This window comes from Rhodoferax sp. (genome assembly GCF_030646845.1).
Lineage (GTDB): Bacteria > Pseudomonadota > Gammaproteobacteria > Burkholderiales > Burkholderiaceae_C > Rhodoferax.
On record NZ_JAUSLE010000055.1, the window covers coordinates 1 to 23,942 of the forward strand.

Sequence of the window (23,942 nt, forward strand, 5' to 3'; positions counted from 1 at the left end):
AACTGGCTGCACCACGGTGTCGTTACCGAAGCGCAAGTGAAAGAAACGTTTGAGCGCATGGCGGCCGTGGTGGACAAGCAGAACGCGGGCGATCCGCTGTACAAGAACATGGCGGGCAACTTCGACACGTCGATGGCCTACAAGGCGGCAGCGGCGCAAGCGCCTGTGTCTGCAGTGTGAGCTTTGCTATCTAATTAATAGCTACTTGCGCATTACGGACGGGGGCTAGAGGCCGATTTGGCACTCAAGTCCCGGGCAGAAACGGCACCTTCGGGTGCCGATTTTCATCCAGCGTTCCTGATCATCTCTCCATCCCGGGCTGCCGCGCCCGATCGGATCAAGTCGCTGATCAGCCCCTCAATCCACTGCGAAAAATCAAGCCCCGAGAAATGGGTGTTGAAGATCAGTTGAAAGTAGGGCGTGGCCTGGGCCCACGCCAGGAAGGCGGACAGATCAAGGCGCTGCACTTCCAGCAGCTTGAATTTCAACAGCACCTTGGCGGCATAGGTGATGTGCTTTTCCGGATGCGTGACAAAGCTGTCCAGGCGCGCGCGGGCGCTGGCAATGGAGGTCTCGATGCTGGCAAAGGCGGGCCCGTGTCCTGGAATCACCGTTGTGGGGGCCAGGGATTCGATCAGATTAAGGGTATCGCCCACGGCCTCAAATGCATCCACGCCTTCAAGCTCGGGAAATACCACCCCAAAGCCCCGCTCCCATAGCGCATCGGCCGAAACCAGCACCCGGGATGCTGGCTCGAACAGAATCACCGAGTGGGGGTCGTGCCCGGGCGCGGCATGAACCTGCCACATCAGATCACCCAGCTGGATCTCGGTGCCCGGCAGCAGCACCGCATCAAACCCGAACTGCGGGCAGCTCTGACCGGTGGGCGCATAGGTCAGCGCATCCGCGTCCCAGGTGCGCACATGCGCCGACAGACCCGGCGGAATATGGGTCACCAGCGCCGGGTAGGCGTGCTGCAGTGCGGCGTTGCCGCCGCAGTGGTCGCTGTGCAGGTGGGTGTTGAGCAGCAGATCCAGCGGGCGCCCGTGCAGGGCCGACCGCACGAGGGCCAGCGTCTGGTCCGCATGGGCGCCGTAGCCGCTGTCAATCAGCGCACAGGCCTCGCGGCCGCAGAGCAGGATGTTGTTCGACGACAGCCAGCCCCGTTCCAGCAAGGTGACGCCCTGCGGCAAGAGCGGCTGCTGCCGTGCCGCCTCAGACATGCGCGATGCGTGCTGAATGGTTTGTGGGTCGGGTATTTGTCATGCTGCGCTCCTATGGCCCCATTTTGAAGCATCCCGCGACACCGCTGGCTACACTTCACCCCTGCCAAAATTTTCGGCACCGGAGCCCCCTCATGCAAGATACCCCGCTCATTGACCCCCAACGCTGCCCGCTGTGCGGGCAACCCAACCTCTGCGCCATGGAAGTGGAGCGCGCGACCGGCGTCAAGCAGCCACCCTGCTGGTGCAGCCAGGTCGCATTCGACGCCACGCAACTGTCGCGCATCCCGGAGGCGGCGCGCGGCCAAGCCTGCCTGTGTAGCGCCTGCGCACAGGCAGACACACCATGATGAAATGGCTGGACCGTTTCCCGTTGCTCTGGCTGGTCGTGCTGGCTGTCTGGATGGCGGTGGCGCCGATCACGCCCGAGCCGCACCTGATCGAGAAACTCAGAATGCTGGGCAACGGAACGCTGTCCCGTCCGATTGACATCTTCGACCTCTGCCTGCACGCCGCGCCATTGTTGCTGCTGGTGCTGCGCCTTTGGCGGCGACTGTCCCGCAAGAGCGACGCGCTGTAATTCTGCGCAATGGACGGCTGTTTTATCTACACTTCAATAGAAGTTGTAGAATCAAAACATGGAAAAATTATCGGCCATCACCGTCTTTGAGTCGCTCTCCTCGGGCGTGCGCCTGGACATCTACCGGCTGCTGGTAAAAACTGGCCCGCAGGGCATGGTGGCCGGAGAAATTGCCACCGAGTTGGCGGTGCCACCAACCAACCTCTCATTTCACCTGAAGGCCTTGACCCAGGCGCAGTTGCTGTCCGTGGTGCAGGAAGGCCGTTTCCAGCGCTACCGGGCCAACCTTGCGCTGATGCAGGAGCTGATCGCGTACCTGACGGCCGAATGTTGCGCCGGGCAGCCGCAGCAGTGCCCCGAGATTTGTCAGCCCGTCAATTGCCCGTGAGGCGCTCCCCGTCCCAATTCTTCTGTAACCAATATTTCAATTCTTGATGGAGTCTCAAAATGAAAACGATCCAGGTGTTTGATCCCGCCTTGTGCTGCAGCAGCGGCGTTTGTGGCGTGGAAGTCGATCAGAAGCTGGTGGGCTTTGCTGCCGATGTGGACTGGGCCCGGCAGAACGGTGCCTTGATTGAGCGCTTCAACCTGGCGCAGCAGCCGATGGCCTTTGCCGAGAATGCCGCAGTGAAAGGTTTGCTGGAGCGCTCCGGGGCGGGCGCCTTGCCCGTGACGTTGGTCGACGGCGACGTCGCCCTGGCGGGGCGCTATCCGACCCGCGACGAACTGACCCGTTGGGCCGCGATGGCGGAGCCCGTCGCAGAGCTGCCAGCTGCCGGCGCATGCTGCTCCGGTGGTCGTTGCTGCTGAGCCGCCGGAACTGCCCCATGAAGTTCCTCGAACAGGCGCCGCGTTTTCTTTTTTTCACTGGCAAGGGTGGCGTGGGCAAGACTTCCATCGCCTGTGCCACGGCGATCCAGCTGGCCAGCGCCGAGAAACGCGTGCTGCTGGTCAGCACCGACCCGGCGTCCAATGTGGGACAGGTCTTTGGTATCGAGATCGGCAACAGCATCACCGCCATTCCCAATGTGCCCAACCTGTCCGCGCTGGAAATCGATCCCCAGGCCGCGGCGCAGGCGTATCGCGACCGCATCGTCGGGCCGGTGCGTGGTGTGTTGCCTGACAGCGTGGTCAAGGGCATTGAAGAGCAGCTCTCCGGCGCCTGCACCACCGAGATTGCAGCGTTTGACGAGTTCACGGCGCTCCTGACCGACGCCGTGTTGACTCAGAACTACGACCACATCATTTTTGACACTGCGCCCACGGGGCACACGATCCGGCTGCTGCAGCTGCCGGGCGCCTGGAGCGGCTTCCTGGACGCGGGCAAGGGCGATGCCTCCTGCCTGGGTCCCTTGGCCGGTCTGGAGAAGCAGCGCGCGCAATACAAGGAAGCAGTCGATGCACTGGCCGACCCGACCAGAACCCGCTTGGTGCTGGTCGCGCGCGCCCAGTCGTCCACCTTGCGGGAAGCGGCGCGCACCCATGACGAACTCTCCGCGATCGGGCTCTCAAAGCAGTATCTGGTGATCAATGGCGTGTTCCCGCCCAGCGAGTCGGCCCAGGACCCATTGGCGAGCGCCATTTGCCAGCGTGAGCAGGCGGCGCTGACGTCCCTGCCCGCCGCGTTGTTGGCCTTGCCCACGGACCACATCCCGCTCAAGGCTTTTGATCTGGTGGGCCTGGAGGCCTTGCGCCAATTGCTGGTGGCGGGCGCGCCGCCTAGGACGGATGTCGTGCCGGAGGTGATCAGAATCGACGCCCCCAGCCTGTCCCAGCTGGTGGACCAGATCGCCGCCGATGGCCATGGCCTCGTGATGTTGATGGGCAAGGGCGGCGTGGGTAAAACCACGCTGGCCACAGCCGTGGCGGTCGAGCTCGCCCACCGCGGATTGAGTGTGCACCTGACCACGTCGGACCCGGCCGCCCATCTGATCGAGACTCTGCATGGCACGCTGGAGAACCTGAGCGTGAGCCGGATCGACCCGTACGAGGTAACCGAGCGCTACCGGGCGCAGGTGCTGGCGAGCAAGGGCGCCAAGCTGGACGCGCAGGGGCGCGCCTTGCTGGAAGAAGACCTGCGCTCGCCCTGTACCGAAGAGATTGCCGTGTTCCAGGCCTTCTCCCGCGTCATCCGTGAGGCCGGCAAAAAGTTCGTGGTGATGGACACCGCGCCCACCGGCCACACCTTGCTGCTGCTGGACGCCACCGGGGCCTACCACCGCGACATTGCGCGCCAGATGGAGGGCGCGCATCTGAACTTCACCACACCGATGATGCAGCTGCAGGACCCGAAACAGACCAAGGTGCTGCTCGTCACGCTGGCTGAAACCACGCCGGTGCTGGAGGCTGCCAGCCTGCAGGCCGATTTGCAGCGCGCCGGCATTGCGCCCTGGGCCTGGGTCATCAACAACAGCGTGGCGGCCGCGTCCACCACGTCGACGGTCACCTCCCCACTCCTGCAACAGCGGGCCAATAACGAGCTGCGTGAAATCGAGGCCGTGGCCACCCGGCACGCCCGTCGCTACGCCCTGGTGCCCTTGTTGAAAGACGAGCCGGTGGGCGTTGACCGTCTCCTGCAGCTTGCCGCTAACTCGCCTTCCAGGGCATTCACTTCAAAGGAAATCTGACATGACTGACAAAGTTCTCAACGTGCTCTTTTTGTGTACCCACAATTCAGCGCGCAGCATCCTGGCTGAAGCCATCCTCAATCACATTGGCGGTGGCCGCTTCAAGGCCTATTCGGCCGGCAGCCAGCCGCGTGACAACCAGCAGCCCAATCCGCAGGGTTTGCAGGTGCTGCAGAACGCCGGGATTTCGACCGAAGGTCTGCGCAGCAAGTCCTGGGACGAATTTGCCAGCCCGGATGCGCCGCACATGGACCTCGTGATCACCGTTTGCGACAACGCCGCGGGCGAGGTCTGCCCCTACTGGCCCGGCCAACCGGCCACGGCGCACTGGGGCTACCCCGATCCCTCGGTCGGCGATGGCACCGAGGCCGAGAAGCTCGAAGCCTTTCGCCAGACACTGCACGCGCTCAAGCGGCGCCTCGAGTTGCTGATCAGCCTGCCCCCCGCCAAGCTGGAGAAAACCCTGCTTCAAAACACGGCTCGCGACCTGGCCAAGGAGTAGGCACATGAGCGCCCAATGTGAAGTGACCGCCAAAAAGGCAGCCGGTGCGTCCATGAGCGTGTTCGAGCGCTATCTGACGGTGTGGGTGTTCTTGTGCATCGTGGCCGGCATTGCGCTCGGCCAGTGGTTGCCCGGCGTGTTCCAGGCCATTGGCCGTATGGAAGTGGCCAATGTCAACCTGCCAGTGGGCGTGCTGATCTGGGTCATGATCATTCCGATGCTGGTGAAGGTGGATTTTCGTGCCCTGCACGAGGTGCGCCAGCATGTGAAGGGTATCGGCGTGACGCTGTTCGTCAACTGGCTGGTCAAACCGTTCACCATGGCCTTTCTCGGCTGGCTGTTCATCCGCCACCTGTTTGCACCGCTGTTGCCCGCGGACCAGTTGGACAGCTATATCGCCGGTCTGATTCTGCTGGCGGCCGCGCCCTGTACCGCCATGGTGTTTGTCTGGAGCCGGCTCACCGGTGGCGATCCGTTGTTCACGCTGTCGCAAGTGGCGCTGAACGACAGCATCATGGTCATTGCCTTTGCGCCGCTGGTGGCGTTTTTGCTGGGCATCTCGGCCATCACCGTGCCCTGGGCCACGCTGCTCATCTCGGTCGTGCTGTACATCGTGATCCCGGTGATCCTGGCGCAACTGTGGCGCAAGGCCTTGATGGCCAAGGGGCACGCTGCCTTTGATGCTGCCATGCACAGGATTGGCCCCTGGTCCATTACGGCATTGCTGGCCACGCTGGTGTTACTGTTCGCTTTCCAGGGCGAAGCGATCCTGAAGCAGCCTCTGGTCATTGGGCTGTTGGCAGTGCCGATTCTGATTCAGGTGTTTTTCAATTCCGCGCTGGCTTATTGGCTCAACCGCGCGGTGGGCGAGAAACACAACATTGCTTGTCCCTCGGCGCTGATTGGTGCCTCCAACTTCTTCGAGCTGGCGGTGGCTGCCGCCATCAGCCTGTTTGGCTTCAACTCGGGCGCGGCGCTGGCCACGGTGGTGGGGGTGCTGATCGAGGTGCCGGTCATGCTGCTGGTGGTGCGCATCGTCAACCAATCCAAGCCCTGGTATGAACGCGGTCTAACCCCCGAAAGAAAATACAAATGACTGGTATCACGATTTATCACAACCCCAAGTGCGGCACGTCGCGCAACACGCTGGCGCTGATTCGCAACACGGGCGCCGAGCCCCGTGTCATCCACTACCTGGAAACACCACCGAACCGCCCTGACCTGGTGGCCCTGATTGCCGCCATGGGCACGCCGGTGCGCGCCGTGATGCGCGCCAAGGAGACGGTCTACCAGGAACTGGATCTGGATAACCCGAAATGGAGCGATGACGAATTGATCGACTTCATGCTGGCGCACCCGATCCTGATCAACCGGCCGATTGTGGTGACGCCGCTGGGCACGCGCCTGTGTCGCCCGTCGGAAGCAGTGCTTGATCTGCTGCCGCAGCCGCAGCAGGGGGCGTTTACCAAGGAAGACGGCGAGGCGGTGATCGATGCGAAGGGGCGGCGCGTCTGATCACACGCACCGCCACACCATGGCCGCACTTGCGCCATCAGTCCAGCGGCCGAAACACGAACGCACGCGACACCTGCCGGTCGGCAGCGATGGGTCTGGCGCTGCCGGCCGCAGCCATGCCGCTGCCGCGACGGTCATTCAAGTTTCCGTGCAACGCCATCATCTGGTCATAGCGCCGGCGTTTGTCCGGATCCGATAAAACGGAATAGGCGTGGTTGATCCGTGCCAGTCTTTGACTTGCTGCATCGGCGCCGGCATTTTTGTCGGGGTGGTTGCATTGGGCCAGGCAACGGTAGGCCGCCTTGATAACCGAAGCGCTCGCATGCGGACTGACTTCCAGAATTTCGTACAGCGTGTCTTCACTTTTCATGGGACCTCCTGAGCAGGTGGACCAGGGACGGCGTGAAGTGGCCTATCGTGGCGCTTGAGCGCGCAGGGTGTTTGCGCGTTGTCAACATCGTTGCTGCTGGTCGTGATTTTTTTCAATTGGCTGCCATACTATTGGCAGCACACGAAGGAGTCTGAAATGGCTACGATCGAAGACGGCGAACAATGGGCGGCGATGCAGGCCGACTGGCAAGTGGTCAATCAGGAGGCGCGCACGGCGCGGTTCAGAGTGACGCAAGCTTTTGTGAAAGCCGCTGCGGGTGACGGCTCCGGTCCGACGACCGGGCAGCTGGAACTGGCGGAAAAGCTCGAAGAGGTCGCTGACCAAAAGCGACTGGCCATGGACGAATTTGTGAAGCGGGCTTTCGGCTGAGCTCCTGCTGCGGCCATCGCGATTTTTCAATGCACCAATGAAGGAGATTGTTTATGAAACCCTTGAATAAATTCGGATCACTACTTGGCATGGCCGCGGTCCTCACGCTCGGCGCCTGCGCAGACATGAACATGCCCGGCAATACCTCCAGCTCGGGGACGACCTACCCGCAATCTGGCGCTTATGCCGGCTATGGCATCGTGCAGTCGATTGAGCTGGTCAAGCAGGCCAGCACCGGGATCGGGGGCACTGGCATCGGTGCCGGCACTATTGCCGGTGCGGTGGTGGGCGGTATTGTCGGCAGCCAGGTGGGCCAGGGCCAGGGCAAGACAGCGGCTACCGTGATCGGGGCTGCCGGTGGTGCCTATGCCGGACACGAGCTGGAGAAACGCAGCCAGCAGCAAACCGATGCCTACAAATTCACAATCCGCATGAACGATGGTTCCTATCAAACCGTGACGCAAACCACCAGCGGTGATATCCGGGTGGGCGACCGGGTCAAGGTCGAAAACGGAGTCGCGCAGCGGTACTGATTTTGCTTGCAGCGCTTGAGGCCCGGCGGCAGAAGTCGCTGGGCACTTTTCCGAATGGGAGATGAAGGGTCAAGTTGACCGTTACAGTCGTCCCATCAGCAGCAGCACGATGAGGATGACCACGACCAACCCCAGCGCACCGCTGGGTCCGTAGCCCCAGCTCTTGCTGTGCGGCCAAGTCGGAATGACACCAATCAGCATCAGGATCAGAACGATCAACAGTATGGTTCCCAGGCTCATAGGTTTCTCCTTGAATTTGTGCGTATGAAAAGTTAGCTGCCCGGAACTGCGACCGTGGCGAGGACGTTGACGACAGCGGGGGCGTCACCCCCACCAGCCTAGTGTTTCTTGACAGCCTCCTTGAGGGCCTCTTTCGTATCCTTGACGACTTCCTTGACATCGCCGAGCGCCTTCTCCGCTTTGCCCTCGACCTGTTTTTTCAAGCCCTTCGCTTCTTGTTCCTTGTTCCCCACCAATTTCCCGGCTTCCTCTTGAACTTTGCCGGCGACGTCTCTGATGGTGCCCTTGACTTGGTTTTTGTTGACCATGGTTACTCCGTAAGTTAATTGGGATTGATCAACCCCGAAAAAGGGGTTCCTCAAGATGGGTATTCGATCTGGAGATTGAATGGCAGCTATTGATGGAACGCAAAGACGGCACGTTACTTGAGGCCGATCACCATGGAATCCGGGCCGATGAGATGCTCGACACGGGTCTCACGGAATCCCGCCGCCTTCATCCATGCGCAACACTGCGCACCGGTGAAATCGAAGCCGGCGGGTGTTTCGATCAGCATGTTCAGGCTCATCAACAAGCCGAACGCATTGCTGCGTCGCTCGTCGTCAATCATCGCTTCGTAGACCAGCAGGGCGCCGCCTTCCGGCAGGGCGTCATAGGCCTTGGCAATCAGTTGCTTCTTTTCGTCGAGACTCCAGTCGTGCAGGACATGTCCCATCACGATCACGTCGGCGTGGGGCAAAGCGCCATGAAAGAAGTCGCCGCCCCGGAACGTCAGCCGCTCCTTCAAACCGTGCCGCTGAACGTAATCGTTAAAACTCGCCTGCACGGGCGGCAGATCGAAGCCCAAGCCCTGCAGATGGGGGTGCGCCAGAGCCACCTGGACCGCCAGGGCGCCCTGGGCACAACCCACGTCAACAAAGCTCTTGTAGTCGCGCCACGGGAACCTGGTGGCGATCGCGCGCGCCGCGCCCATGCTGACGCCGCTCATCGCCGCGAGAAACCCCTGCAAACGCTGGGGGTCGGAATACAGCGTGCCAAAGAAACTCTCGCCCTGACGGGCTTCATTCTGCGGCTGGCCGCTTTTGAGGGCGTCTGTCAACGAACCCCAGAAACCATACAGCCGTGCGTTGAACATCTCCAGCAGGCCGCCAACGTAGGCTGGCTTCTTGCGGTCGAGGAACAGGTCTGTCTCCGGTGTGTTGGCATACCTGGCGCCATCGCGGGTCAACATGCCAAGTGCGACTAGCGCATCAAGAAAATCCTCGGCACTGCGCGGATGCAGTCCGCAGCGATCCGCCAGGACGGACCGCTCCAGCGGCCCATCCCCGAGCGCCGTAAAGACCCCCAGCTCAACGGCGCTCAGCAGCGTCTTGGATGCCCAAAAGGCGCTGCCAAGTTGAAGAATTGCATCGGGTGAAGGGCCCATGGCAGTCTCCTTTCCATAACGGAGACGGGATTAAGCGCCTCGCGCCAGCCCGGTGTCAAGCGTGGCCGAACCCGCAATCAACATCGTTCACCACCTGTCTTGATGGCGCTCAATTGGCGTTGCTTCGCGGCATCACATAATGCATTGTTGTCTTGATGGGAGTTGGCGCTGATGGACCTGGTTTGGCAGTTGTTGAATGGCGGCGCGGGCAATTTGGCCGCCTATCTGGCGGCCCACGTGTTGCTGTGTCTGCTGCCGGCTTTTTTCATCGCGGGCGCCATGGCGGCGCTCATTCCCAAGGCCAGCATCACGCGCTGGCTGGGCCGTAGCACGCCGGCCTATGTGTCATACCCGGCGGCGGCGGCCGCAGGTTCGCTGCTGGCGGTCTGCTCCTGCACCATCGTGCCGCTGTTCGCAGGCATCTACCGCAAGGGCGCGGGTATTGGTCCAGCCATCACTTTTTTGTTCTTTGCGCCGGCCGGCAATATCCTGGCGCTGGCCTACACCGGCAGCATCCTGGGCGCGGAGTTTGCCGTGGCGCGGTTTGTCTTGTGCCTTTTGTTTGGCATCGGCATCGGCCTGCTGATGGCCCTGCTGTTCTGGCGCGACGACGCCAGCCACGACGCGCAGACTGATGCGCTGTTTGCCGACCAGGCGAGCATTGGTCCCGCTGCCCTTGGTGTGTTGCTGGCACTGGTGGCACTGCTGGTTGCCGGTACGCTGAAGCTGTGGCCGCTGACCGCCACAGTGGCCACCGTGAATCTGCCGTTGCCCTGGGCCCAGGCGTGGCAGGCCACGCTGTTCCAATGGGTGCCTTTCGACGCCGCCAAGGGGGAGGAGGGCGTCAGCGTGCAGGGCTCGTTGCTGATCGTGCTGCTGGTGTTGATCGGCCTGACAGCCTACAAGGGCCTGGAGAACATCATCGAGGGCGCCAACCGCTGGACCTGGATCACCCTGGGTCTGGCCGCCACCACGCTGCTGGTGGCCGCACTGAGGCTGACCCCAAATATCGAGGGCCTGGAGCTCGCCTTGACCGGGCGCCTGTTTGCCGTCGGGCTGGCGCTGTGGGCCGTGCTGCGCTATGCCCGGCGCCTGAACGCGGACGACTGGCGTGCCTGGCTGTGGGAGTCCTGGCGCTTCGTCAAGCAGATCTTCTTGCTGCTGGTGGTGGGTGTGTTTGTTGTCGGCATCATCCGCCAGCTGATCCAGCCCGAATGGATTCAGACGCTGGCCGGGCGCAACGACCTGCAGGCCAATGCAGTGGCCGTGGTGTTTGGCGTTTTCATGTACTTTCCGACGCTGGTGGAGGTGCCGGTGGCGCGCATGTTCCTCGATCTCGGCATGCACCCCGGCCCGCTGCTGGCCTATCTGATGGCGGACCCGGAGCTGAGTCTGCAAAGCATGCTGATGGTGGCGGCGGTCATTGGCCGGCGCAAGACCTTTGCCTACGTGGGCTGGGTGGCGGTGTTCAGCATCAGCGCCGGTCTGCTGTACGGCGCGTGGGTGGACGGCGTGGCGCTGGCCTGGCTGGTATTGGGCCTGGGCGCCTTTACCGCTGTCATCGCTGCCGTTCTGGCCTGGCTGCATCGACGCCAGCAGCAGGCGATTCAAGCCCTGTGAGCCTGCGTCAACCGTTCCCGATTTCCAAGGAGAAAAGACCATGCTGACCGTCAAGATTCTGGGTTCTGGCTGTGCCAACTGCAAAAAGCTCGAGGCCGTGGCGCGCGAAGCCGTCACCGGCGCCGGTAGGGAGGCCGAATTCGTCAAGGTCACCGACATGAAGGCCATCCTCGCCTATGACCTGTTGGCCACCCCCGGACTGGTCATCAACGACAAGCTGGTCTGCAGCGGCCGCATCCCTAGCCAGGCCGAGGTCCGGCAGTGGTTGCCGGCCTGATCCGCGCCCGCCTGGCGCTAGCTGCTCACTGAGGAACGGCTATTCACAGGGCTTGGTAAACGGCTCGCGAACCACCTGCAGCGTGACGTGCCCGATCTCAAACCGGTCATGCATCTGCTGGGTTGCCTCGCGGTAGAACGCATCATCCGCTTGCCCTGCTGGCATCACCAGATGCGCCGTCATGGCAATCTGCGATGTGCCCATCGCCCAGACATGCAGGTCATGCACGCGCTGCACGCCAGGCAATGCCAGCAGGCAATCGCGCACTGCGTTCAGATCCACGCTGTCGGGCACGCCGTCGAACAGCAGGTGCAGCGATTGCCGGAACAGCCCCCAGGTGCCGACGATGATCACGGCCGCAATCAGCACGCTCATCACCGGATCGATCCATTGCCAGCCCTGCCACAGGTACAGCGCGCCACCCAACACCACGCCCAGCGAGACCAGCGCATCCGCCGCCATGTGCAGGAAGGCGCCGCGGATGTTCATGTCATGCTCGCGCCCCCGCATGAAGAGCAGGGCCGTGGCCGTGTTGATCACGATGCCCACCCCGGCCACAGCCATGATGGTCACGCCTTCCATGGCCTCGGGCGCCGCAAGGCGGTGCGCCGCTTCCCACACCAGCGACCCCATGGCGACCAGCAGCAGCAAGGCGTTGGCGAACGCCGCCAGAATGGAGGCACGCTGCCAGCCGTAGGTGTGGCGGGCGTTGGGTTTGAGCTTGCCGGCCAGCGCGCCGCCCCAGGCCAGGACCAAACCAGCCACGTCACTCAGGTTGTGACCGGCGTCGGCCAGCAAGGCCAGCGAGTTGATCTTCCAGCCGTAGAACGCTTCGATGGCGACGAAGACGATGTTGAGCCCGATGCCGATGGCAAAGGCCCGATTGAAGCTGGCCGGCGCGTGATCATGGTCGTGGCTATGTCCTGCGCTCACCGGCTTGGTCTTTCCGTTTGCCGAAGGGCAACGCTCAGTTGATCGACCAGTTCGGCCCAGTCCGAGTCCTGCAGCAGCGCTTCACGCAGGAACGCGGCCTGCGCCGGCGTCCAGACGGGTGCATCCGCCAGCCTGACGTCTGCAGGCAGCGGTGCGTGCGCCGCGATGAATTGCCGGATGTCCTGCTCACCACAGGGCAGGCCCAACTGGGCAAAGAGATCGCTGAAATGATGTATCGGTGTGTTCATCGTAATGTTTATAGCACTTCAAGCGCCAGCGCAATGCCCTGCCCGCCGCCAATGCACAGCGTGACGATGCCGCGCTTCAGGCCATCGCGCTGCATCGAGTGCATCAGACGGGTCGCGAGTACTGCGCCGCTGGCCCCAATCGGGTGACCATGGGCAATGGCGCCGCCTTCGACATTGACAATGTCCTCGGAAAAGCCCAGTTCGCGCAGGCAGGCGATGGTGATTGCGGCGAAGGCTTCGTTGATCTCGACGCGCTGCACATCCGCCACCGACCAGCCCGCCCGCGCCAGCGCTTGACGCACTGCAGGCACGGGCCCCAAACCAAACATGCCGGGCTCGACCGCCCCGATGCCGTAGGACACCAGGCGCGCCAGCGGCTTAAGGCCATTGGCCTGCGCCCACTGCCTGTCCGCGACGATCATCGCCGCGGCGCCGGAGTTCAGGCCGGGCGCGCTGCCGGCAGTGATGCTGCCTTCCTTGCGAAACGCCGGTTTGAGCTTGGCGAGCGACTCGGCCGTGGTGTCGGGCCGGTTGTGCTCGTCTTTGTTGAATACGGTCGGGCCTTTGCGCCCTGGCACCTCCACTGCCGCGATTTCCGCCTCGAATTTGCCCGCCGCCTGCGCCACGGCAAAGCGTTGCTGCGAGCGTAGCGCCCAACGGTCCTGGTCTTCCCGGGATATCTTGTTCTGCGTCACCAGGTCTTCCGTGTGCCAGCCGGAATGCTTGCCGCTGAACGCGTCGTTCAAGCCGTCATACAACATGCTGTCAAACATCGTGACATCGCCCATGCGCGCGCCCCAGCGGCCCTGCGGCAGCAGGTACGGTGCCCGGTCCATATTCTCCATGCCGCCGGCAATGGCGCAGTCGATCATGCCGGACCAGATTTCCAGCGCGGCGCTCACCACGCCCTGCGCGCCGGAGCCGCAGACCCGGTTGACGGTCAGCGCTGGCACCTCGATGGGCAAGCCCGCGCCGATGCCGGCCTGGCGCGCCGGATTCATCTTGACCCCGGCCTGAATCACGTTGCCCATGACCAGCGTCTGCACCTTGTCAGCGGACAAGCCGGAACGCTTGACGGTTTCGCGAATAACGGCCGCACCCAGATCAGGTGCGGGCACATCCTTCAGGCTTCCACCGTACGTGCCAATGGCAGTACGAACAGGACTGCAAATAACAACTTCCTTTTGACTCATGCTGCTACTCCTTGAAATAGATAAATACCCATCGAATCGATCACAACACGCGCTCTACTGCCTTGCGGTGGCGGCCTCTTCTAACGTCAGCGCCGACGCAAGACACCACTCAAATCAGTCCCTGGCGCGACGGTATTGAATACCGTGCCGTACTTCTTGACGTTTTCATGCAGCAGGTTCAGCCGCTGGTCCGACTCGTCGGTGTCCACGATGATTTCGTAACGGATCGATTCCATCTTGGGTGGCACGTCCTGGCGCACGCCGTCCACGATGACCTCCACCCCGCGCAGCTCGAATTTCAAAATGGGCATCACCCGTTCGATCCCCTTGATCATGCAGGCCGAGAGCGCAGCGAGCAGCAACTCGGCCGGGTTGAAGGCATCCGGGTTACCCGCCATGTCGGTGTCGAGCGCGATTTCGGCGTTCTTGCAGTTTGAGAGGCTGCCATGCGCATCGATTCGACGCGACTCGACGTGAAAGGTCATTTTGACTGGCGGCATGGTCATTTCTGCAAGACGTAGGTGCCGGGAGCGGCACAGATCGGCACGAGGCCCTTGGCCGCAGCACCCATCGATGGCGCAGCAACCGGCTTTCCCGATCGGGCCTGCAACCAGCCGGCCCAGTCCGGCCACCACGATCCTTCGTGGCGTGGCGCGGCCTGCAGCCATGCGTCGGGGTCAAGGTACTGACTGTCGTGTTTTCGCGTGAGCACCTGGTAGCTGCGCCCCGGCACCCCCGGCGGGTTGACGATGCCCACGTTGTGGCCGCCCGAGGTAAGCAGGAACGTGATGTCGACGTCGGCCAGCAGGTGCAGCTTGTGCACCGAACGCCACGGCGCAACATGGTCGCGTTCCGTGCCGATGCAGTAGATCGGGCACTGGATGTCGGTCAGCGCAACCGGCTTGTCGTTGACGGGGTAGCGGCCGCTGGCCAGATCATTCTGCAAAAACATGCGGCGCAGGTACTCGGTATGCATGCGGTAAGGCAGACGCGTACCGTCCGCGTTCCAGGCCATCAGATCAGTGACTGTGGAGCGTTCACCCAGCAGGTAATCCCTCAGCATCCGGGACCACACCAGATCGCTGGAGCGCATCAGCTGGAATGCACCGGCCATCTGGGTACTGTCGAGGTAACCCTTGTCCCACATGATGTCTTCGAGGTAGGTCACCTGACTGTCGTCGATGAACAGTTCCAGTTCTCCGGGCTCGGTGAAATCGGTCTGCGCGGCCAACAGCGACATTGAGGCCAGGCGCTTGTCACCATCGCGGCCCATGGCTGCCGCCGCAATGGTGAGCAGCGTGCCGCCCAGACAGTAGCCAACGGCGTGTATTTTTTGTTTCGGCACGACCGCGCCGACGGTGTCGATCGCGTCCATCACGCCCAGGCGCAGGTAGTCGTCCATCCCCAGATCCCGGTCTTCGGAGCTCGGGTTTTTCCACGAGATCGCAAACACCGTATGGCCCTGTTCGACGAGGTACTTGATCAGCGAGTTGCCAGGCGACAGATCGAGGATGTAGTACTTCATGATCCACGACGGCACGATCAGGATCGGCTCCGGCCGTACCTTGGGGCCGGAAGGTTCGTATTGAATCAACTCGATCAGCCGGTTACGGTAGATCACCTGGCCCGGCGTGACGGCCACGTTTTTGCCGACCTGGTAGGCGTCGGTGCCGGGCGGCGGCGACTGAGCCCGCAGGCGTTGTGCATCCTCCACAAAATTCTGGAAGCCTTGCCACAGGCTGGCACCGCCAGTTTTTGCCGCGTGCTCCAGCACCTCGGGATTGGTCCAGACGAAATTGGCGGGCGAGATCATGTCAAGCAGCTGTCTGACAGTAAAGCTGACGACGGCTTCATGGTGTGGCGAGACGCCCCGGACGCCGGTGGTGGCGTCCTGCCACCATTGCTGGGTGAGCAGGAATGACTGGCTGATGACGTTGAAGGGCCAGGTCTGCCAGCTTGCGTGCGTGAACCGGCGGTCCTGAACCAGCGGCTCGATGCAGGGTTTGCACGACGTTTGGGTCGCTCGCGGGGCATAGCTCGCGAGTTGCTGGATGCTCTGCAGCGCCTTCTGAGTCAGTTCCAGCTGCTCCGCGGGGTTGTGTGACAGGTGGGTCAGCCAGTCGTCAAAGGCCATGCGCAATGCCGCGGTTGAGACGCCGCGGGTCAGGGGTGACAGCTGGGCATGGGCCCAGCGATCAAGGGTGTTCCCGGGTTGTGGCAGCGCGGGGGTAGGGGTGTTCGTCATCTGACACAAACCTTGTGAATTTTCAGAATCATTTTGACGGCGGCCTGGGTCATGGTGCTTGATCCTTGTCAATCGCATTTATGCCGGGAGCGTTGTCTGCAAGTGCCTTGAAGCGCTTCCCTCACCTTGCGGCTGCTTACGCAGTGGCCGTGAGCCATTGCTCGATTTTGTCGCGGCTGGGCACGCCACCGGCGTGCACCACCTTGCCATTGATCACCACGCCCGGCGTGGACATGACGCCGTAGCCCATGATGTCGCACAGTTCTTCCACTTTTGTCAGGTTCACTGTGACGCCTTTGGCCTTGGCCACCTGGTCAATCAGGGCGATGGTGTTCTTGCAGTTGGTGCAGCCGGTGCCGAGTACCTTGATATCCATGATGTTTCCTTGAGATTGAAGTTGATGAAAAGAATCTGTGCTCAGAGCACCGCGTTAAATACAAAACCCACCAGCAAAATGCCGCTGGCCACCACCGCCACAAAAGTAGCGATCAGCCGCACCTTGAGCACCTTGCGCAGGATGATCATTTCGGGCAGTGACAGCGCAATCACACTCATCATGAACGCCAGCACCGTGCCCAGGGCGGCACCCTTGGCCAGCAGTGCCTGCACGATCGGAATCACGCCGGCTGCGTTGGTGTACATCGGCACACCCATCAGCACCGCCAGCGGCACCGACCACCAGGCTTCCTTGCCCATGAAACTGGCCATGAAGTCTTCCGGCACATAGCCGTGGATCAAGGCGCCGACTGCAATACCGCCCAGGATGTAGGGCCAGACCTTGCCGACAATCTCACGCACCGCGGCAAACCCGCCCTCAATGCGGTCGGCCAGTGTGGCGCCCGTGTCTTCAAACTGGGCAGCCGTCTTGGGCATGTCGCGCACCCAGTCTTCGAGGTAGGCCTCCATCTTCAGGCGGCCAATGATCCAGCCGGCCACGATCGCCACACTCAGGCCCAGGCCCAGGTACAGCAATGCCACTTTCCAGCCAAACATGCCGAACAGCAGGGTGAGCGCGACTTCGTTGACCATCGGCGCCGAAATCAGGAACGAGAACGTCACGCCCAGCGGCACACCGGCCTGCACAAACCCGATGAACAGGGGCACCGCCGAGCAGGAGCAAAACGGGGTGACGATGCCCAGCGACGCTGCCATGACGTTGGCCGCACCCTCACTGCGTCCGGCCAGCAGGGCGCGGGTGCGCTCCGGGGTGAAGTAGCTGTTGATCATGCCCATGACGAACACCACGCCGGTCAGCAGCATCAGCACCTTGGGCGTGTCGTAGATAAAGAACTGCAGCGCACCGCCCAGATGGCTGGCACGGTCCACCGGCAGGGCAGCGACCAGCGCCTCAGAGCCGGGAAGCAGCGTCTGGTACAGGCCGAGCCAGACGATGGCGGCCAGGATCAGAAAGGCAATCGGCTGGCGCAGGGGCCAGGATTTCCGCGGTGTCGTCAAGGTATTCATACCCATGAAGACGGGCGAAGCAGCGAAAAGACGCACCAATTTCAAAATTTATAAGAAATATGCCTCTAGCCCCCGTCGATATTGCGCAAGATGCTATGAAAACAATAGCAAAATATGAGCCGGTATCAGGGCTGGCGTGCCGGCGTCTATTTTCGTGGCACGAAGTCCGCCACATGGCCGGCGTCGTCCATCTGCACCTGGCAGACCTGGGTCATGCGTTGTTTCAGGCGCAAACGTGCGCGCTGGATGCGCGACTTGGCAGCGCTGAGGTTCAACCCTTTGGCCACGGCGAAGTCAGCCTGGCTCATGCCGTGCAAATCGCACTGCGTGATGGCCTCGCGGTCCTCGGCGCTCAATTCGGACAGCACGCGTGGCAGGCAGGCCGTAAGCGTGTCCACTGGGTCGGACTCGTCTGCCGGCGCCGGCAAGTCGTCGGGCAATTCCACCGTCTCGCGCGCCACGCGCAGTCGATCGGCCAGTGTGTTGCGCGCCACCTCGAACAGCCAGGCACGGGCGTTTTGTACCGAGCAGAACCGTTCGCCCTGACGCAGGGCCTTGATGAACAGGTCTTGCAGCAGGTCGTCGGCCTCCGCCGGATTGCCCAGCCGATGGCGCAGCCAGCCGCGCAGCTCGGGCTCATGGGACGTCCAGGCGGTGGTAAGACAGTTCATCGTGGTTCCAGGCAACATATGTCTTACGATACCAAAGCGGCGCTTGCTGCGCACATCAAAGGATCCCCTGATGGACTTGCCCACCGGCCATGAGTTATCGGAATTTGCCAATGCGCTGATTCACTCGCGTCAAAATGTTTTGCCCCGACGTCTGGATGAACCCGGTCCCTCGCCGCAACAGTTGCAGGAAATTCTGGGTGCGGCGGCCGCGGCCCCCGACCACGGCCGGTTGATGCCCTGGCGCTTCGTCATCGTGCCAACAGCCCGGCGCGAGCGGCTGGCCGAGGTGTTTGGGCAGGCACTGGTGGACCGCGACCCGAACGCTAGCCTGGCACAAATCGACAACGCACGCGAAAAGGCGCACCGCGCGCCTTTTCTGATGCTGGCCATTGTCCGACTGGCAGGCGGTGAGGTCCGCGCCAGCAAAGCGCCAGAGCGCGACGCCCACCATCCCGAAGCAACCGAAGCAACCGAAGCAACCGAAGCGGAGGTGAGTGACGCGGAGCGTTTTGTGTCCTTTGGCTGCGCCATTCAGAACATCGTGCTGTCAGCCCATGCGGCGGGCTTTGGCACTGGCTTGACCAGCGGCCAGGCGATGGCATCACCGCGTCTGCGCGCGCTGTTCGGCCTTGGCGAGAATGAACAGGCCGTTTGTTGCATCAACATCGGCACGGTGACGAGACACAAGCCGGTGCGCTTGCGCCCCGCGGTGTCGGACTATGTGTCGGAGCTGGACTGAAACGTGAGTCGGCGGTACTGTCGCGCCGGGCGTGTCAGTGAGCGTCCGGCTTCGTCATTGGCCAACCGCGGCGGGCCCATTCGCTCATGCCGCCTTGCACGTATCGCACATGCTTGTAGCCCTTTTCCCGCAATGCCTCCAGGGTGGCGCTGGAACGATTCTGCGTGTTGCAGATCAGAAGCACAGGCTTGCTGGGGTCTGTAGGAATTTCCGAAAATCGTGCGCCGAGTTGCCGCATGGGCAGGAGTTGCGCCTTCTGCGCAACGCCGGTGGCGTGCTCGGCGGGTTCGCGAATGTCGATCAGCACAGCCCGACCGGCCTCATGCTCAGCGCGCGCTGTCTCGAGTGACACCGAGTCATTGGCATTGCTCGCCGGGCTGCAAGCCGCCAAACCCAGTGCCAGCCCCATCGCGATCAATGTGATACGACGTCGGGCCACTTGAGCTGCAGAGGATGGGCTTGATCTGGAAAGAATAGAGAAGGTCATGGTTTTGGATTGCAGAAGAGTTGAAAAGATTGATTCACCGGGCAGGAAACATCGCCCCTGATTGGGCCAGCGCCAAGGTGGCAGCTTTTCGCTTGAGTTTTGCGGCAACCAGAAACGCGCCAAATGGAATGAAGGCGGCTGCCATGAGTTGCATCGTCTCGCCGGCCGACAGCAAGCTGGCGGCGCTTGAACGCGCCACCATTGCGATGTATGCCACAAAGGCCAGTCCATGGATGGGCCCCATGACAGTGACAAATTCGGGCATGCCCGCCATGCGCTTCAAGGGCACGGCAAGGCACACCAAGAGAATCAGGGTCAAGCCTTCAAGGAAGGATGCCCAGCGCAGATAGCGCAAGGCCGTCGTGGCATTCGTCATCTAGTCTCCCGTCGTGACACTCATTAATATAAGCATTGACGAATATAATCGAAATCAAGTGCCGTTGCGTCTGCCCGATTCCTCAAGTACAACGTGCGCACCCTGTCGTTCTAAACTACCGGCATGAATTTCTGGGATCAAAATTTTTCAGTGCCGGGTTACAAATACGGCACAAGCGCCAATGCGTTTCTTGTTGCCCAGGCGTATCGCCTGCCAGCGGTCGCCGATGTGCTGGTGCCGGGTGACGGAGAAGGCCGCAACGGTGTCTGGCTGGCGCAGCAGGGCCATCGGGTCACCTCGGTGGATGTCTCGGCGGTGGGTCTGCAAAAAGCACAGGCACTGGCGGCGCAGCGTGGCGTCACGCTGCGTACCGAACTGGTGGATCTGGCTGATTGGGTGCCCATCCCCTGCAGTGTGGACGCCGTGGTGCTGACTTTTGTGCACTTGCCACCGGCCATTCGTCGTGCGGCACACCGGCGACTCGTAGCAGCACTGCGTCCCGGCGGCCTGCTGTTGCTGGAAGCGTTTCACCCCGCGCAACTGAAGCACAGCAGCGGTGGCCCCAAAGCGCCCGAGATGCTCTACACCCTGCAGACGCTGCAGGAAGATTTTGCTGGTGTTCTGACGGAGATCCTTGCCTGGGAGGGCGAGGTGACGTTGGACGAGGGCCCCGGCCATCACGGGCTGGCCCATGTCACCCGCTGGATCGGGCAGGCCGCGCAGGGTTGAAGTCCTCGGTGGGGTTGACGCCCTAAAGCAACCAGTCGGGTCGCAGCAGCATTAGCGCGCCCAGGGTCAGCATCACCAGACCGCTTGCCAGTTTGAGCCAGCGGCCAGCGCTTTCGCTGAGCTTCTGGCTGCTCAGGGCCAGTACCGCAGCACCCACCATCAGGCTGTCGTCGGTGATGTAGCCCAGGATGTACAGCCCCAGGTAGCCGTAGTGGGCAGCGCCGCTGAGGCCTTGCTGCGCCAGAATGGCGGTGTACATGGCCGGCAAGCCGGCAGTGCACAACAGTTCGATGAAGTTCACCACCACGGCCAGCGTCGCCGCGCCCAGCAAAGCCAGTGGTAGCGAACGCGCCTGCACCACCTGGCGCATGCGGGCGTACAGTCCCGGCTTGGCCGCAGCAGGAATCGACAGGGACGGGCCTTGAGGGCCAGCGGCGAAGTCCTTGATGTTCACCGCCGCAATGAGCAGCGCCAATACCGCCAGCCCCATGCGTACCGCATCAGACAGACCCACGGCCAGAAACACATTCAGCCAGGCGGCCATGAACATGTAATAAACGGCGCCGCTGACCAGCACAAAGGTGCCCGCAATCAGCGCCATGCGCCGGCGATCGTGCAGGTGCACCAGCAGCGACAGCAGAAACAACAGCACCCACATGGCGCAGGGGTTAAAGCCGTCAAGCAAGCCGATCGCCAGCGTGAAAAGCGGCAAACCCAGTTCGGTAACGTTCAGGGTACCCCACCAGCCAGCGTCGATTTTGGTTGGCGGCGACGTTGATGCGGGGGTGGACAGCTGGCCCGGTGCCGCCCAGTCCACCAACGCGGCCAACTCGGGGCCGGACTGCTCTGCATCGGCAAAGCCCACCAGCACCCGGCCTTGAAACACAAAGGTGGGCACACCCGGTGGCCAGTAGCCCGCCTGTTCGGTGATGCGCACCAGGGCATCACGGGCGTTGACGTCCTCGTCCACCGCACGATAGACGACGCGCAGCCAAGGTCGCTCGCGGGCGAATATGGGCAGGTAAGCCTTGGACTCGGCGCAGTGCGGGCAGCCCTGGCGCACGAACACTTCCAGCACCGGGGCCTCAGGGCTCTGCGGCGGAGGTACCTCTGCCAAAACCAGCCATGGCAGTCCACACCACAAAAGCAGGCCCAACACCCAATTTCGGAAAATGTTGCTATCTTTCAATGCGTGAATTTGAAAATTGCAATGGCCCCGACGCCAGTCAGCGCGCGTGATGCATCCAGGCGATGGTGCCGATGCCGGTCAGTAACAGCACCAACTGCAGGATCGACTGCGAAGCAGTTGTCTTTTGATGCAGCGATGGCACGAGATCCGCCAGCGCGATGTAGACGAAGCTCGCGGCGGACAGCGCCAGGATGTAGGCGATCGCCTCCTGCATCTGCGCCAGCCAGAAGTAGCCAGCCAAAGCGCCGGGCAGCGTCGTGGAAGCCGACAGCGTGTTGAGCCAGAACGCCTGGGCACGTCCGTAACCGTTGTCGAGCAGGATGGCGAAATCACCCACCTCCTGCGGCACTTCATGGGCGATCACCGCCACTGCGGTGGCGATGCCCAGCGGCACCGCAACGAGGAACGCTGCCGCAATGACGACGCCATCGACGAAGTTGTGAAACGCGTCGCCGATCAAGATCAGCGGTCCTGTCTGGCCATGATGGGATTGGCAGCCCCGGTCATGGCAATGACGCCACAGCACAAGCTTCTCCAGCACGAAAAACAATACAAGCCCTGCAAGCACCGTGGGCAGGATCAGCGTGGCTTCACCACGCGCCAGCGCGGTCGGAATCATGCCAAGGAATGCGGCTCCGAGTAGCACCCCTGCGGCATAGCTGACCAGCGCCGGGACGAGCGCGTCGCGGATCGTTTGTGGAAACACCAGCAACAGCGCAGCACCGGCCGCGGCGCCCACACTGCCAATAAGCGAGAAGGTGACGATCCAGAGCAACAACACTTGAGTGATGCCGAATCAGAATCTTGCCGTCGAACTGTAGCAATACATCAGGGAAAAATAGGAATGTTGGGGTCCACACCCTCAAGCTCAGCCTCTGCATGATGGCGGGTAACGAGTGTCTCGATCTCTTCGACGCGCAGCGAGGGCACGTCAATCATCATCAGCAGTTCACCATCGGCGATGGCCTTCTGGAACTGCTCGATGCGGCTGCTCGGCAGACCGACACCAACCATGCCTGACATCCAGGCCCCAAAGCCGGCGCCGAACGCGGTCATGCCGAGCAACGCACCACCGCCGAATACAAACCCTGCAGGCGGGAAGGTGATGGCGAGCAGGCCAGCGAGCAAGCCGGCCAGACCACCGGCCGCAACACCCCGCTGCAGGGCCGGGACGAGATCGGAGGTTTGCGCCACACTCGCTCGCGGCAGATCCTCCAGTGGCGTGTCTTGCCGGGCAACGATGTGGATGTGGCGTGCCTCGATCCGGGCCAGCAGTAAATCATCAACGATCGATTGCGCCAATGCAACCGACGGAACAAGGAAATAAATTCTTCGCATCTTGCTTCTCCTGAGGACGACTGTTTCACCTGGGTCGTTCAACACGGCATGCAACGGTTCACAGACCCATTGCCCAACCCTCGCTACAGACTCTTGGTCGAGTAGTACCAATCAACCGTCTTGTAGCCCTCGCTGGGGCGCTTGTCGGCAGCCTCGGCCGTCTTGGGCGGCGGCACGATCACGTCGTGGCCGGGGGTCCAGCCTTCGGGCGTGGCGCATGCGTTCTTGTCGCTGGACTGCACGGCTTGCAGCAGGCGCACGAACTCGTCGATGAAACTCGGTCGTGCACACGGGCGTGAAGTCGGCCAGGTGCGAGAACAGGATCAGCCACTTGCCCTTGTAGTCGGGGGCTGGTTCGTTGAGATGGGGGAACTGGCTGACAGTGTCGGACATGACGATCTCCTGAACGGGGGTATGGAAGAAAGTTGTGGCGTTTGAACTTGATTGGCTAGTCTGCTGCTGAATCCTTTGTCGTCCATTGACGAAAATCAATCGCGTACTTTTAGTGATGACTGAGACTGATTTTTTGCCTTGATGAAATTCCCCTGCACCGGACACTGACGCATGAACGAACTCACCGACATTGAAATCCGCGTGCTCCATGAGGCACTCGATGACGAGTACCAAGCTTGGTCGATCTACGACCAGGTGATCGCCGATTTCGGCGAGGTTCGGCCGTTCATCAACATCCGCCAAGCCGAGGCGCGCCATATCGAGGCGCTTTTGGGCTTGTTCGCGCGCTACGGGTTGCCCGTGCCCGCCAACCCCTGGCCGGGCAAGGTTGAGCGCTACGCCAGCCTGCAAGCAGCATGCGAAGCGGGTGTGGCTGCCGAGATCGCCAACGGCGAAATGTACGAACGGCTGTTGGGGCAGACCCAGCGCGCCGACATCCTCACGGTGCTGCGCAATCTGCAGGAAGCGTCGCAACAGCGCCACTTGGCGGCATTCCAGCGTTGCGCCCAGCGCGGTGCGGCAGGTGGAGGTGGTCGCGGTGGGCGGGGTGCAGGGAATCGCGAAGGTGCCTGAT

Annotated in this window: 35 protein-coding genes; 16 read left to right on the forward strand and 19 right to left on the reverse strand. The window is 62.1% G+C overall.

Going from position 1 to position 23,942, the window contains the following annotated elements; all coding sequences use genetic code 11:
* The coding region (locus Q7T10_RS12910; RefSeq protein WP_304748826.1) for a hypothetical protein at window positions 1-180 on the forward strand (180 nt) is incomplete at its 5' end.
* A 104-nt stretch (window positions 181-284) separates the two neighbouring features.
* Here Q7T10_RS12910 and Q7T10_RS12915 read toward each other — a convergent pair.
* Window positions 285-1,223: an MBL fold metallo-hydrolase gene (locus tag Q7T10_RS12915; RefSeq protein WP_304748830.1), complete on the reverse strand. Its 939-nt coding sequence runs from the start codon at window positions 1,221-1,223 to the stop codon at window positions 285-287.
* 134 nt (window positions 1,224-1,357) lie between these two features.
* On the opposite strand from Q7T10_RS12915, the gene Q7T10_RS12920 reads away from it, so the two are divergent.
* From Q7T10_RS12920 to arsC, 8 genes are read left to right on the forward strand one after another with little or no spacing between them, the layout of a single operon-like run.
* Window positions 1,358-1,573, forward strand: a complete 216-nt coding sequence (locus tag Q7T10_RS12920) for a cysteine-rich CWC family protein (protein WP_304748831.1) — start codon at window positions 1,358-1,360, stop codon at window positions 1,571-1,573.
* Window positions 1,570-1,803: a hypothetical protein gene (locus Q7T10_RS12925; protein ID WP_304748833.1), complete on the forward strand. Its 234-nt coding sequence runs from the start codon at window positions 1,570-1,572 to the stop codon at window positions 1,801-1,803. The genes Q7T10_RS12920 and Q7T10_RS12925 overlap by 4 nt, the downstream gene beginning before the upstream one ends.
* 58 nt (window positions 1,804-1,861) lie before the next feature.
* Entirely contained in the window at window positions 1,862-2,191 is a 330-nt protein-coding gene (locus Q7T10_RS12930) for a helix-turn-helix transcriptional regulator (RefSeq protein WP_304748835.1), read from the forward strand.
* 59 nt (window positions 2,192-2,250) lie between these two features.
* Window positions 2,251-2,613, forward strand: a complete 363-nt coding sequence (arsD, locus tag Q7T10_RS12935; RefSeq protein ID WP_304748837.1) for an arsenite efflux transporter metallochaperone ArsD — start codon at window positions 2,251-2,253, stop codon at window positions 2,611-2,613.
* Between the two features lie 17 nt (window positions 2,614-2,630).
* Entirely contained in the window at window positions 2,631-4,430 is a 1,800-nt protein-coding gene (gene arsA, locus Q7T10_RS12940) for an arsenical pump-driving ATPase (RefSeq protein WP_304748840.1), read from the forward strand.
* A 1-nt stretch (window position 4,431) separates the two neighbouring features.
* Window positions 4,432-4,932, forward strand: coding sequence for an arsenate reductase ArsC (locus Q7T10_RS12945; RefSeq protein ID WP_304748843.1), 501 nt, complete (start codon window positions 4,432-4,434; stop codon window positions 4,930-4,932).
* A gap of 4 nt (window positions 4,933-4,936) precedes the next feature.
* Window positions 4,937-6,028: an ACR3 family arsenite efflux transporter gene (arsB, locus tag Q7T10_RS12950; protein ID WP_304748845.1), complete on the forward strand. Its 1,092-nt coding sequence runs from the start codon at window positions 4,937-4,939 to the stop codon at window positions 6,026-6,028.
* Window positions 6,025-6,447, forward strand: coding sequence for an arsenate reductase (glutaredoxin) (gene arsC / locus Q7T10_RS12955; RefSeq protein ID WP_304748847.1), 423 nt, complete (start codon window positions 6,025-6,027; stop codon window positions 6,445-6,447). Before arsB ends, arsC begins: the two co-directional genes overlap by 4 nt.
* Window positions 6,448-6,484: 37 nt before the next feature.
* Here arsC and Q7T10_RS12960 read toward each other — a convergent pair whose 3' ends face one another.
* On the reverse strand, window positions 6,485-6,817 hold the full coding sequence (locus Q7T10_RS12960) for a J domain-containing protein (protein WP_304748850.1): 333 nt from the start codon (window positions 6,815-6,817) through the stop codon (window positions 6,485-6,487).
* 156 nt (window positions 6,818-6,973) lie between these two features.
* Between Q7T10_RS12960 and Q7T10_RS12965 the strand changes: the two genes are divergently transcribed.
* Window positions 6,974-7,207 carry a hypothetical protein gene (locus Q7T10_RS12965; RefSeq protein ID WP_304748851.1) on the forward strand — a complete coding sequence of 78 codons (234 nt, stop codon included), beginning with the start codon at window positions 6,974-6,976 and terminating at the stop codon, window positions 7,205-7,207.
* Window positions 7,208-7,260: 53 nt separating this feature from the next.
* A complete protein-coding gene (locus tag Q7T10_RS12970) occupies window positions 7,261-7,740 on the forward strand; it encodes a glycine zipper 2TM domain-containing protein (RefSeq protein WP_304748853.1) in 480 nt (159 codons plus the stop codon).
* A gap of 81 nt (window positions 7,741-7,821) precedes the next feature.
* Here Q7T10_RS12970 and Q7T10_RS12975 read toward each other — a convergent pair whose 3' ends face one another.
* The 3 genes from Q7T10_RS12975 to Q7T10_RS12985 form a co-directional block, all read right to left on the reverse strand.
* Window positions 7,822-7,980 carry a DUF3309 family protein gene (locus Q7T10_RS12975; protein WP_304748855.1) on the reverse strand — a complete coding sequence of 53 codons (159 nt, stop codon included), beginning with the start codon at window positions 7,978-7,980 and terminating at the stop codon, window positions 7,822-7,824.
* A gap of 98 nt (window positions 7,981-8,078) precedes the next feature.
* Window positions 8,079-8,288 carry a CsbD family protein gene (locus Q7T10_RS12980; RefSeq protein ID WP_304748858.1) on the reverse strand — a complete coding sequence of 70 codons (210 nt, stop codon included), beginning with the start codon at window positions 8,286-8,288 and terminating at the stop codon, window positions 8,079-8,081.
* 113 nt (window positions 8,289-8,401) lie between these two features.
* Entirely contained in the window at window positions 8,402-9,406 is a 1,005-nt protein-coding gene (locus Q7T10_RS12985) for a methyltransferase (protein ID WP_304748861.1), read from the reverse strand.
* 171 nt (window positions 9,407-9,577) lie between these two features.
* Here Q7T10_RS12985 and Q7T10_RS12990 point away from each other — a divergent pair, with 171 nt between their 5' ends.
* Both Q7T10_RS12990 and Q7T10_RS12995 read left to right on the forward strand, forming a co-directional pair.
* Window positions 9,578-11,026, forward strand: a complete 1,449-nt coding sequence (locus tag Q7T10_RS12990) for a permease (RefSeq protein ID WP_304748863.1) — start codon at window positions 9,578-9,580, stop codon at window positions 11,024-11,026.
* 40 nt (window positions 11,027-11,066) lie between these two features.
* Window positions 11,067-11,303: a thioredoxin family protein gene (locus tag Q7T10_RS12995; protein WP_304748864.1), complete on the forward strand. Its 237-nt coding sequence runs from the start codon at window positions 11,067-11,069 to the stop codon at window positions 11,301-11,303.
* Window positions 11,304-11,342: 39 nt separating this feature from the next.
* Here the strand turns inward: Q7T10_RS12995 and Q7T10_RS13000 are convergent, their stop codons facing one another.
* The 8 genes from Q7T10_RS13000 to Q7T10_RS13035 all read right to left on the reverse strand — a co-directional run bounded on the left by Q7T10_RS13000 (window position 11,343) and on the right by Q7T10_RS13035 (window position 18,057).
* A complete protein-coding gene (locus tag Q7T10_RS13000; protein WP_304748866.1) occupies window positions 11,343-12,236 on the reverse strand; it encodes a cation diffusion facilitator family transporter in 894 nt (297 codons plus the stop codon).
* Window positions 12,233-12,484 carry a DUF2789 domain-containing protein gene (locus Q7T10_RS13005; RefSeq protein ID WP_304748868.1) on the reverse strand — a complete coding sequence of 84 codons (252 nt, stop codon included), beginning with the start codon at window positions 12,482-12,484 and terminating at the stop codon, window positions 12,233-12,235. The genes Q7T10_RS13000 and Q7T10_RS13005 overlap by 4 nt, the downstream gene beginning before the upstream one ends.
* An 8-nt stretch (window positions 12,485-12,492) precedes the next feature.
* Window positions 12,493-13,677, reverse strand: coding sequence for an acetyl-CoA C-acetyltransferase (locus Q7T10_RS13010; protein WP_304748870.1), 1,185 nt, complete (start codon window positions 13,675-13,677; stop codon window positions 12,493-12,495).
* A gap of 86 nt (window positions 13,678-13,763) precedes the next feature.
* Window positions 13,764-14,183, reverse strand: a complete 420-nt coding sequence (locus tag Q7T10_RS13015) for an OsmC family protein (protein WP_304748873.1) — start codon at window positions 14,181-14,183, stop codon at window positions 13,764-13,766.
* Window positions 14,180-15,922 (reverse strand): alpha/beta hydrolase, encoded by a 1,743-nt coding sequence (locus tag Q7T10_RS13020; protein WP_304748875.1) that lies wholly within the window; start codon window positions 15,920-15,922, stop codon window positions 14,180-14,182. Before Q7T10_RS13020 ends, Q7T10_RS13015 begins: the two co-directional genes overlap by 4 nt.
* A 136-nt stretch (window positions 15,923-16,058) precedes the next feature.
* Window positions 16,059-16,298 (reverse strand): thioredoxin family protein, encoded by a 240-nt coding sequence (locus tag Q7T10_RS13025; protein ID WP_304748878.1) that lies wholly within the window; start codon window positions 16,296-16,298, stop codon window positions 16,059-16,061.
* 41 nt (window positions 16,299-16,339) lie between these two features.
* The gene (locus Q7T10_RS13030) at window positions 16,340-17,386 is read right to left on the reverse strand and encodes a permease (protein WP_304749009.1); all 1,047 of its coding nucleotides are present in this window, start codon (window positions 17,384-17,386) and stop codon (window positions 16,340-16,342) included.
* Window positions 17,387-17,532: 146 nt separating this feature from the next.
* Complete coding sequence (locus Q7T10_RS13035) at window positions 17,533-18,057, reverse strand: sigma-70 family RNA polymerase sigma factor (protein ID WP_304748881.1); 525 nt, start codon at window positions 18,055-18,057, stop codon at window positions 17,533-17,535.
* Window positions 18,058-18,127: 70 nt separating this feature from the next.
* Between Q7T10_RS13035 and Q7T10_RS13040 the strand changes: the two genes are divergently transcribed.
* Entirely contained in the window at window positions 18,128-18,796 is a 669-nt protein-coding gene (locus Q7T10_RS13040) for a nitroreductase family protein (protein WP_304748883.1), read from the forward strand.
* Window positions 18,797-18,830: 34 nt separating this feature from the next.
* Here the strand turns inward: Q7T10_RS13040 and Q7T10_RS13045 are convergent, their stop codons facing one another.
* Together Q7T10_RS13045 and Q7T10_RS13050 are read right to left on the reverse strand one after the other, a co-directional pair.
* A complete protein-coding gene (locus tag Q7T10_RS13045) occupies window positions 18,831-19,235 on the reverse strand; it encodes a rhodanese-like domain-containing protein (protein WP_304748886.1) in 405 nt (134 codons plus the stop codon).
* 82 nt (window positions 19,236-19,317) lie between these two features.
* Window positions 19,318-19,659 carry a DUF3817 domain-containing protein gene (locus Q7T10_RS13050; protein ID WP_304748887.1) on the reverse strand — a complete coding sequence of 114 codons (342 nt, stop codon included), beginning with the start codon at window positions 19,657-19,659 and terminating at the stop codon, window positions 19,318-19,320.
* 123 nt (window positions 19,660-19,782) lie between these two features.
* On the opposite strand from Q7T10_RS13050, the gene Q7T10_RS13055 reads away from it, so the two are divergent.
* Window positions 19,783-20,388 (forward strand): class I SAM-dependent methyltransferase, encoded by a 606-nt coding sequence (locus Q7T10_RS13055; RefSeq protein ID WP_304748889.1) that lies wholly within the window; start codon window positions 19,783-19,785, stop codon window positions 20,386-20,388.
* A gap of 22 nt (window positions 20,389-20,410) precedes the next feature.
* On the opposite strand, the gene Q7T10_RS13060 is transcribed toward Q7T10_RS13055, so the two are convergent.
* The 4 genes from Q7T10_RS13060 to Q7T10_RS13075 form a co-directional block, all read right to left on the reverse strand.
* Window positions 20,411-21,505 (reverse strand): hypothetical protein, encoded by a 1,095-nt coding sequence (locus Q7T10_RS13060; protein WP_304748892.1) that lies wholly within the window; start codon window positions 21,503-21,505, stop codon window positions 20,411-20,413.
* Window positions 21,506-21,614: 109 nt separating this feature from the next.
* Window positions 21,615-22,355, reverse strand: a complete 741-nt coding sequence (locus Q7T10_RS13065) for a ZIP family metal transporter (protein ID WP_304748893.1) — start codon at window positions 22,353-22,355, stop codon at window positions 21,615-21,617.
* A gap of 50 nt (window positions 22,356-22,405) precedes the next feature.
* A complete protein-coding gene (locus tag Q7T10_RS13070; protein WP_304748896.1) occupies window positions 22,406-22,915 on the reverse strand; it encodes a DUF1269 domain-containing protein in 510 nt (169 codons plus the stop codon).
* Between the two features lie 83 nt (window positions 22,916-22,998).
* Window positions 22,999-23,175, reverse strand: a complete 177-nt coding sequence (locus tag Q7T10_RS13075; RefSeq protein WP_304748897.1) for a hypothetical protein — start codon at window positions 23,173-23,175, stop codon at window positions 22,999-23,001.
* A 304-nt stretch (window positions 23,176-23,479) separates the two neighbouring features.
* Here Q7T10_RS13075 and Q7T10_RS13080 point away from each other — a divergent pair, with 304 nt between their 5' ends.
* Window positions 23,480-23,941 carry a DUF2202 domain-containing protein gene (locus Q7T10_RS13080; protein ID WP_304748899.1) on the forward strand — a complete coding sequence of 154 codons (462 nt, stop codon included), beginning with the start codon at window positions 23,480-23,482 and terminating at the stop codon, window positions 23,939-23,941.
* The last annotated feature ends 1 nt before the right edge of the window (window position 23,942 follow it).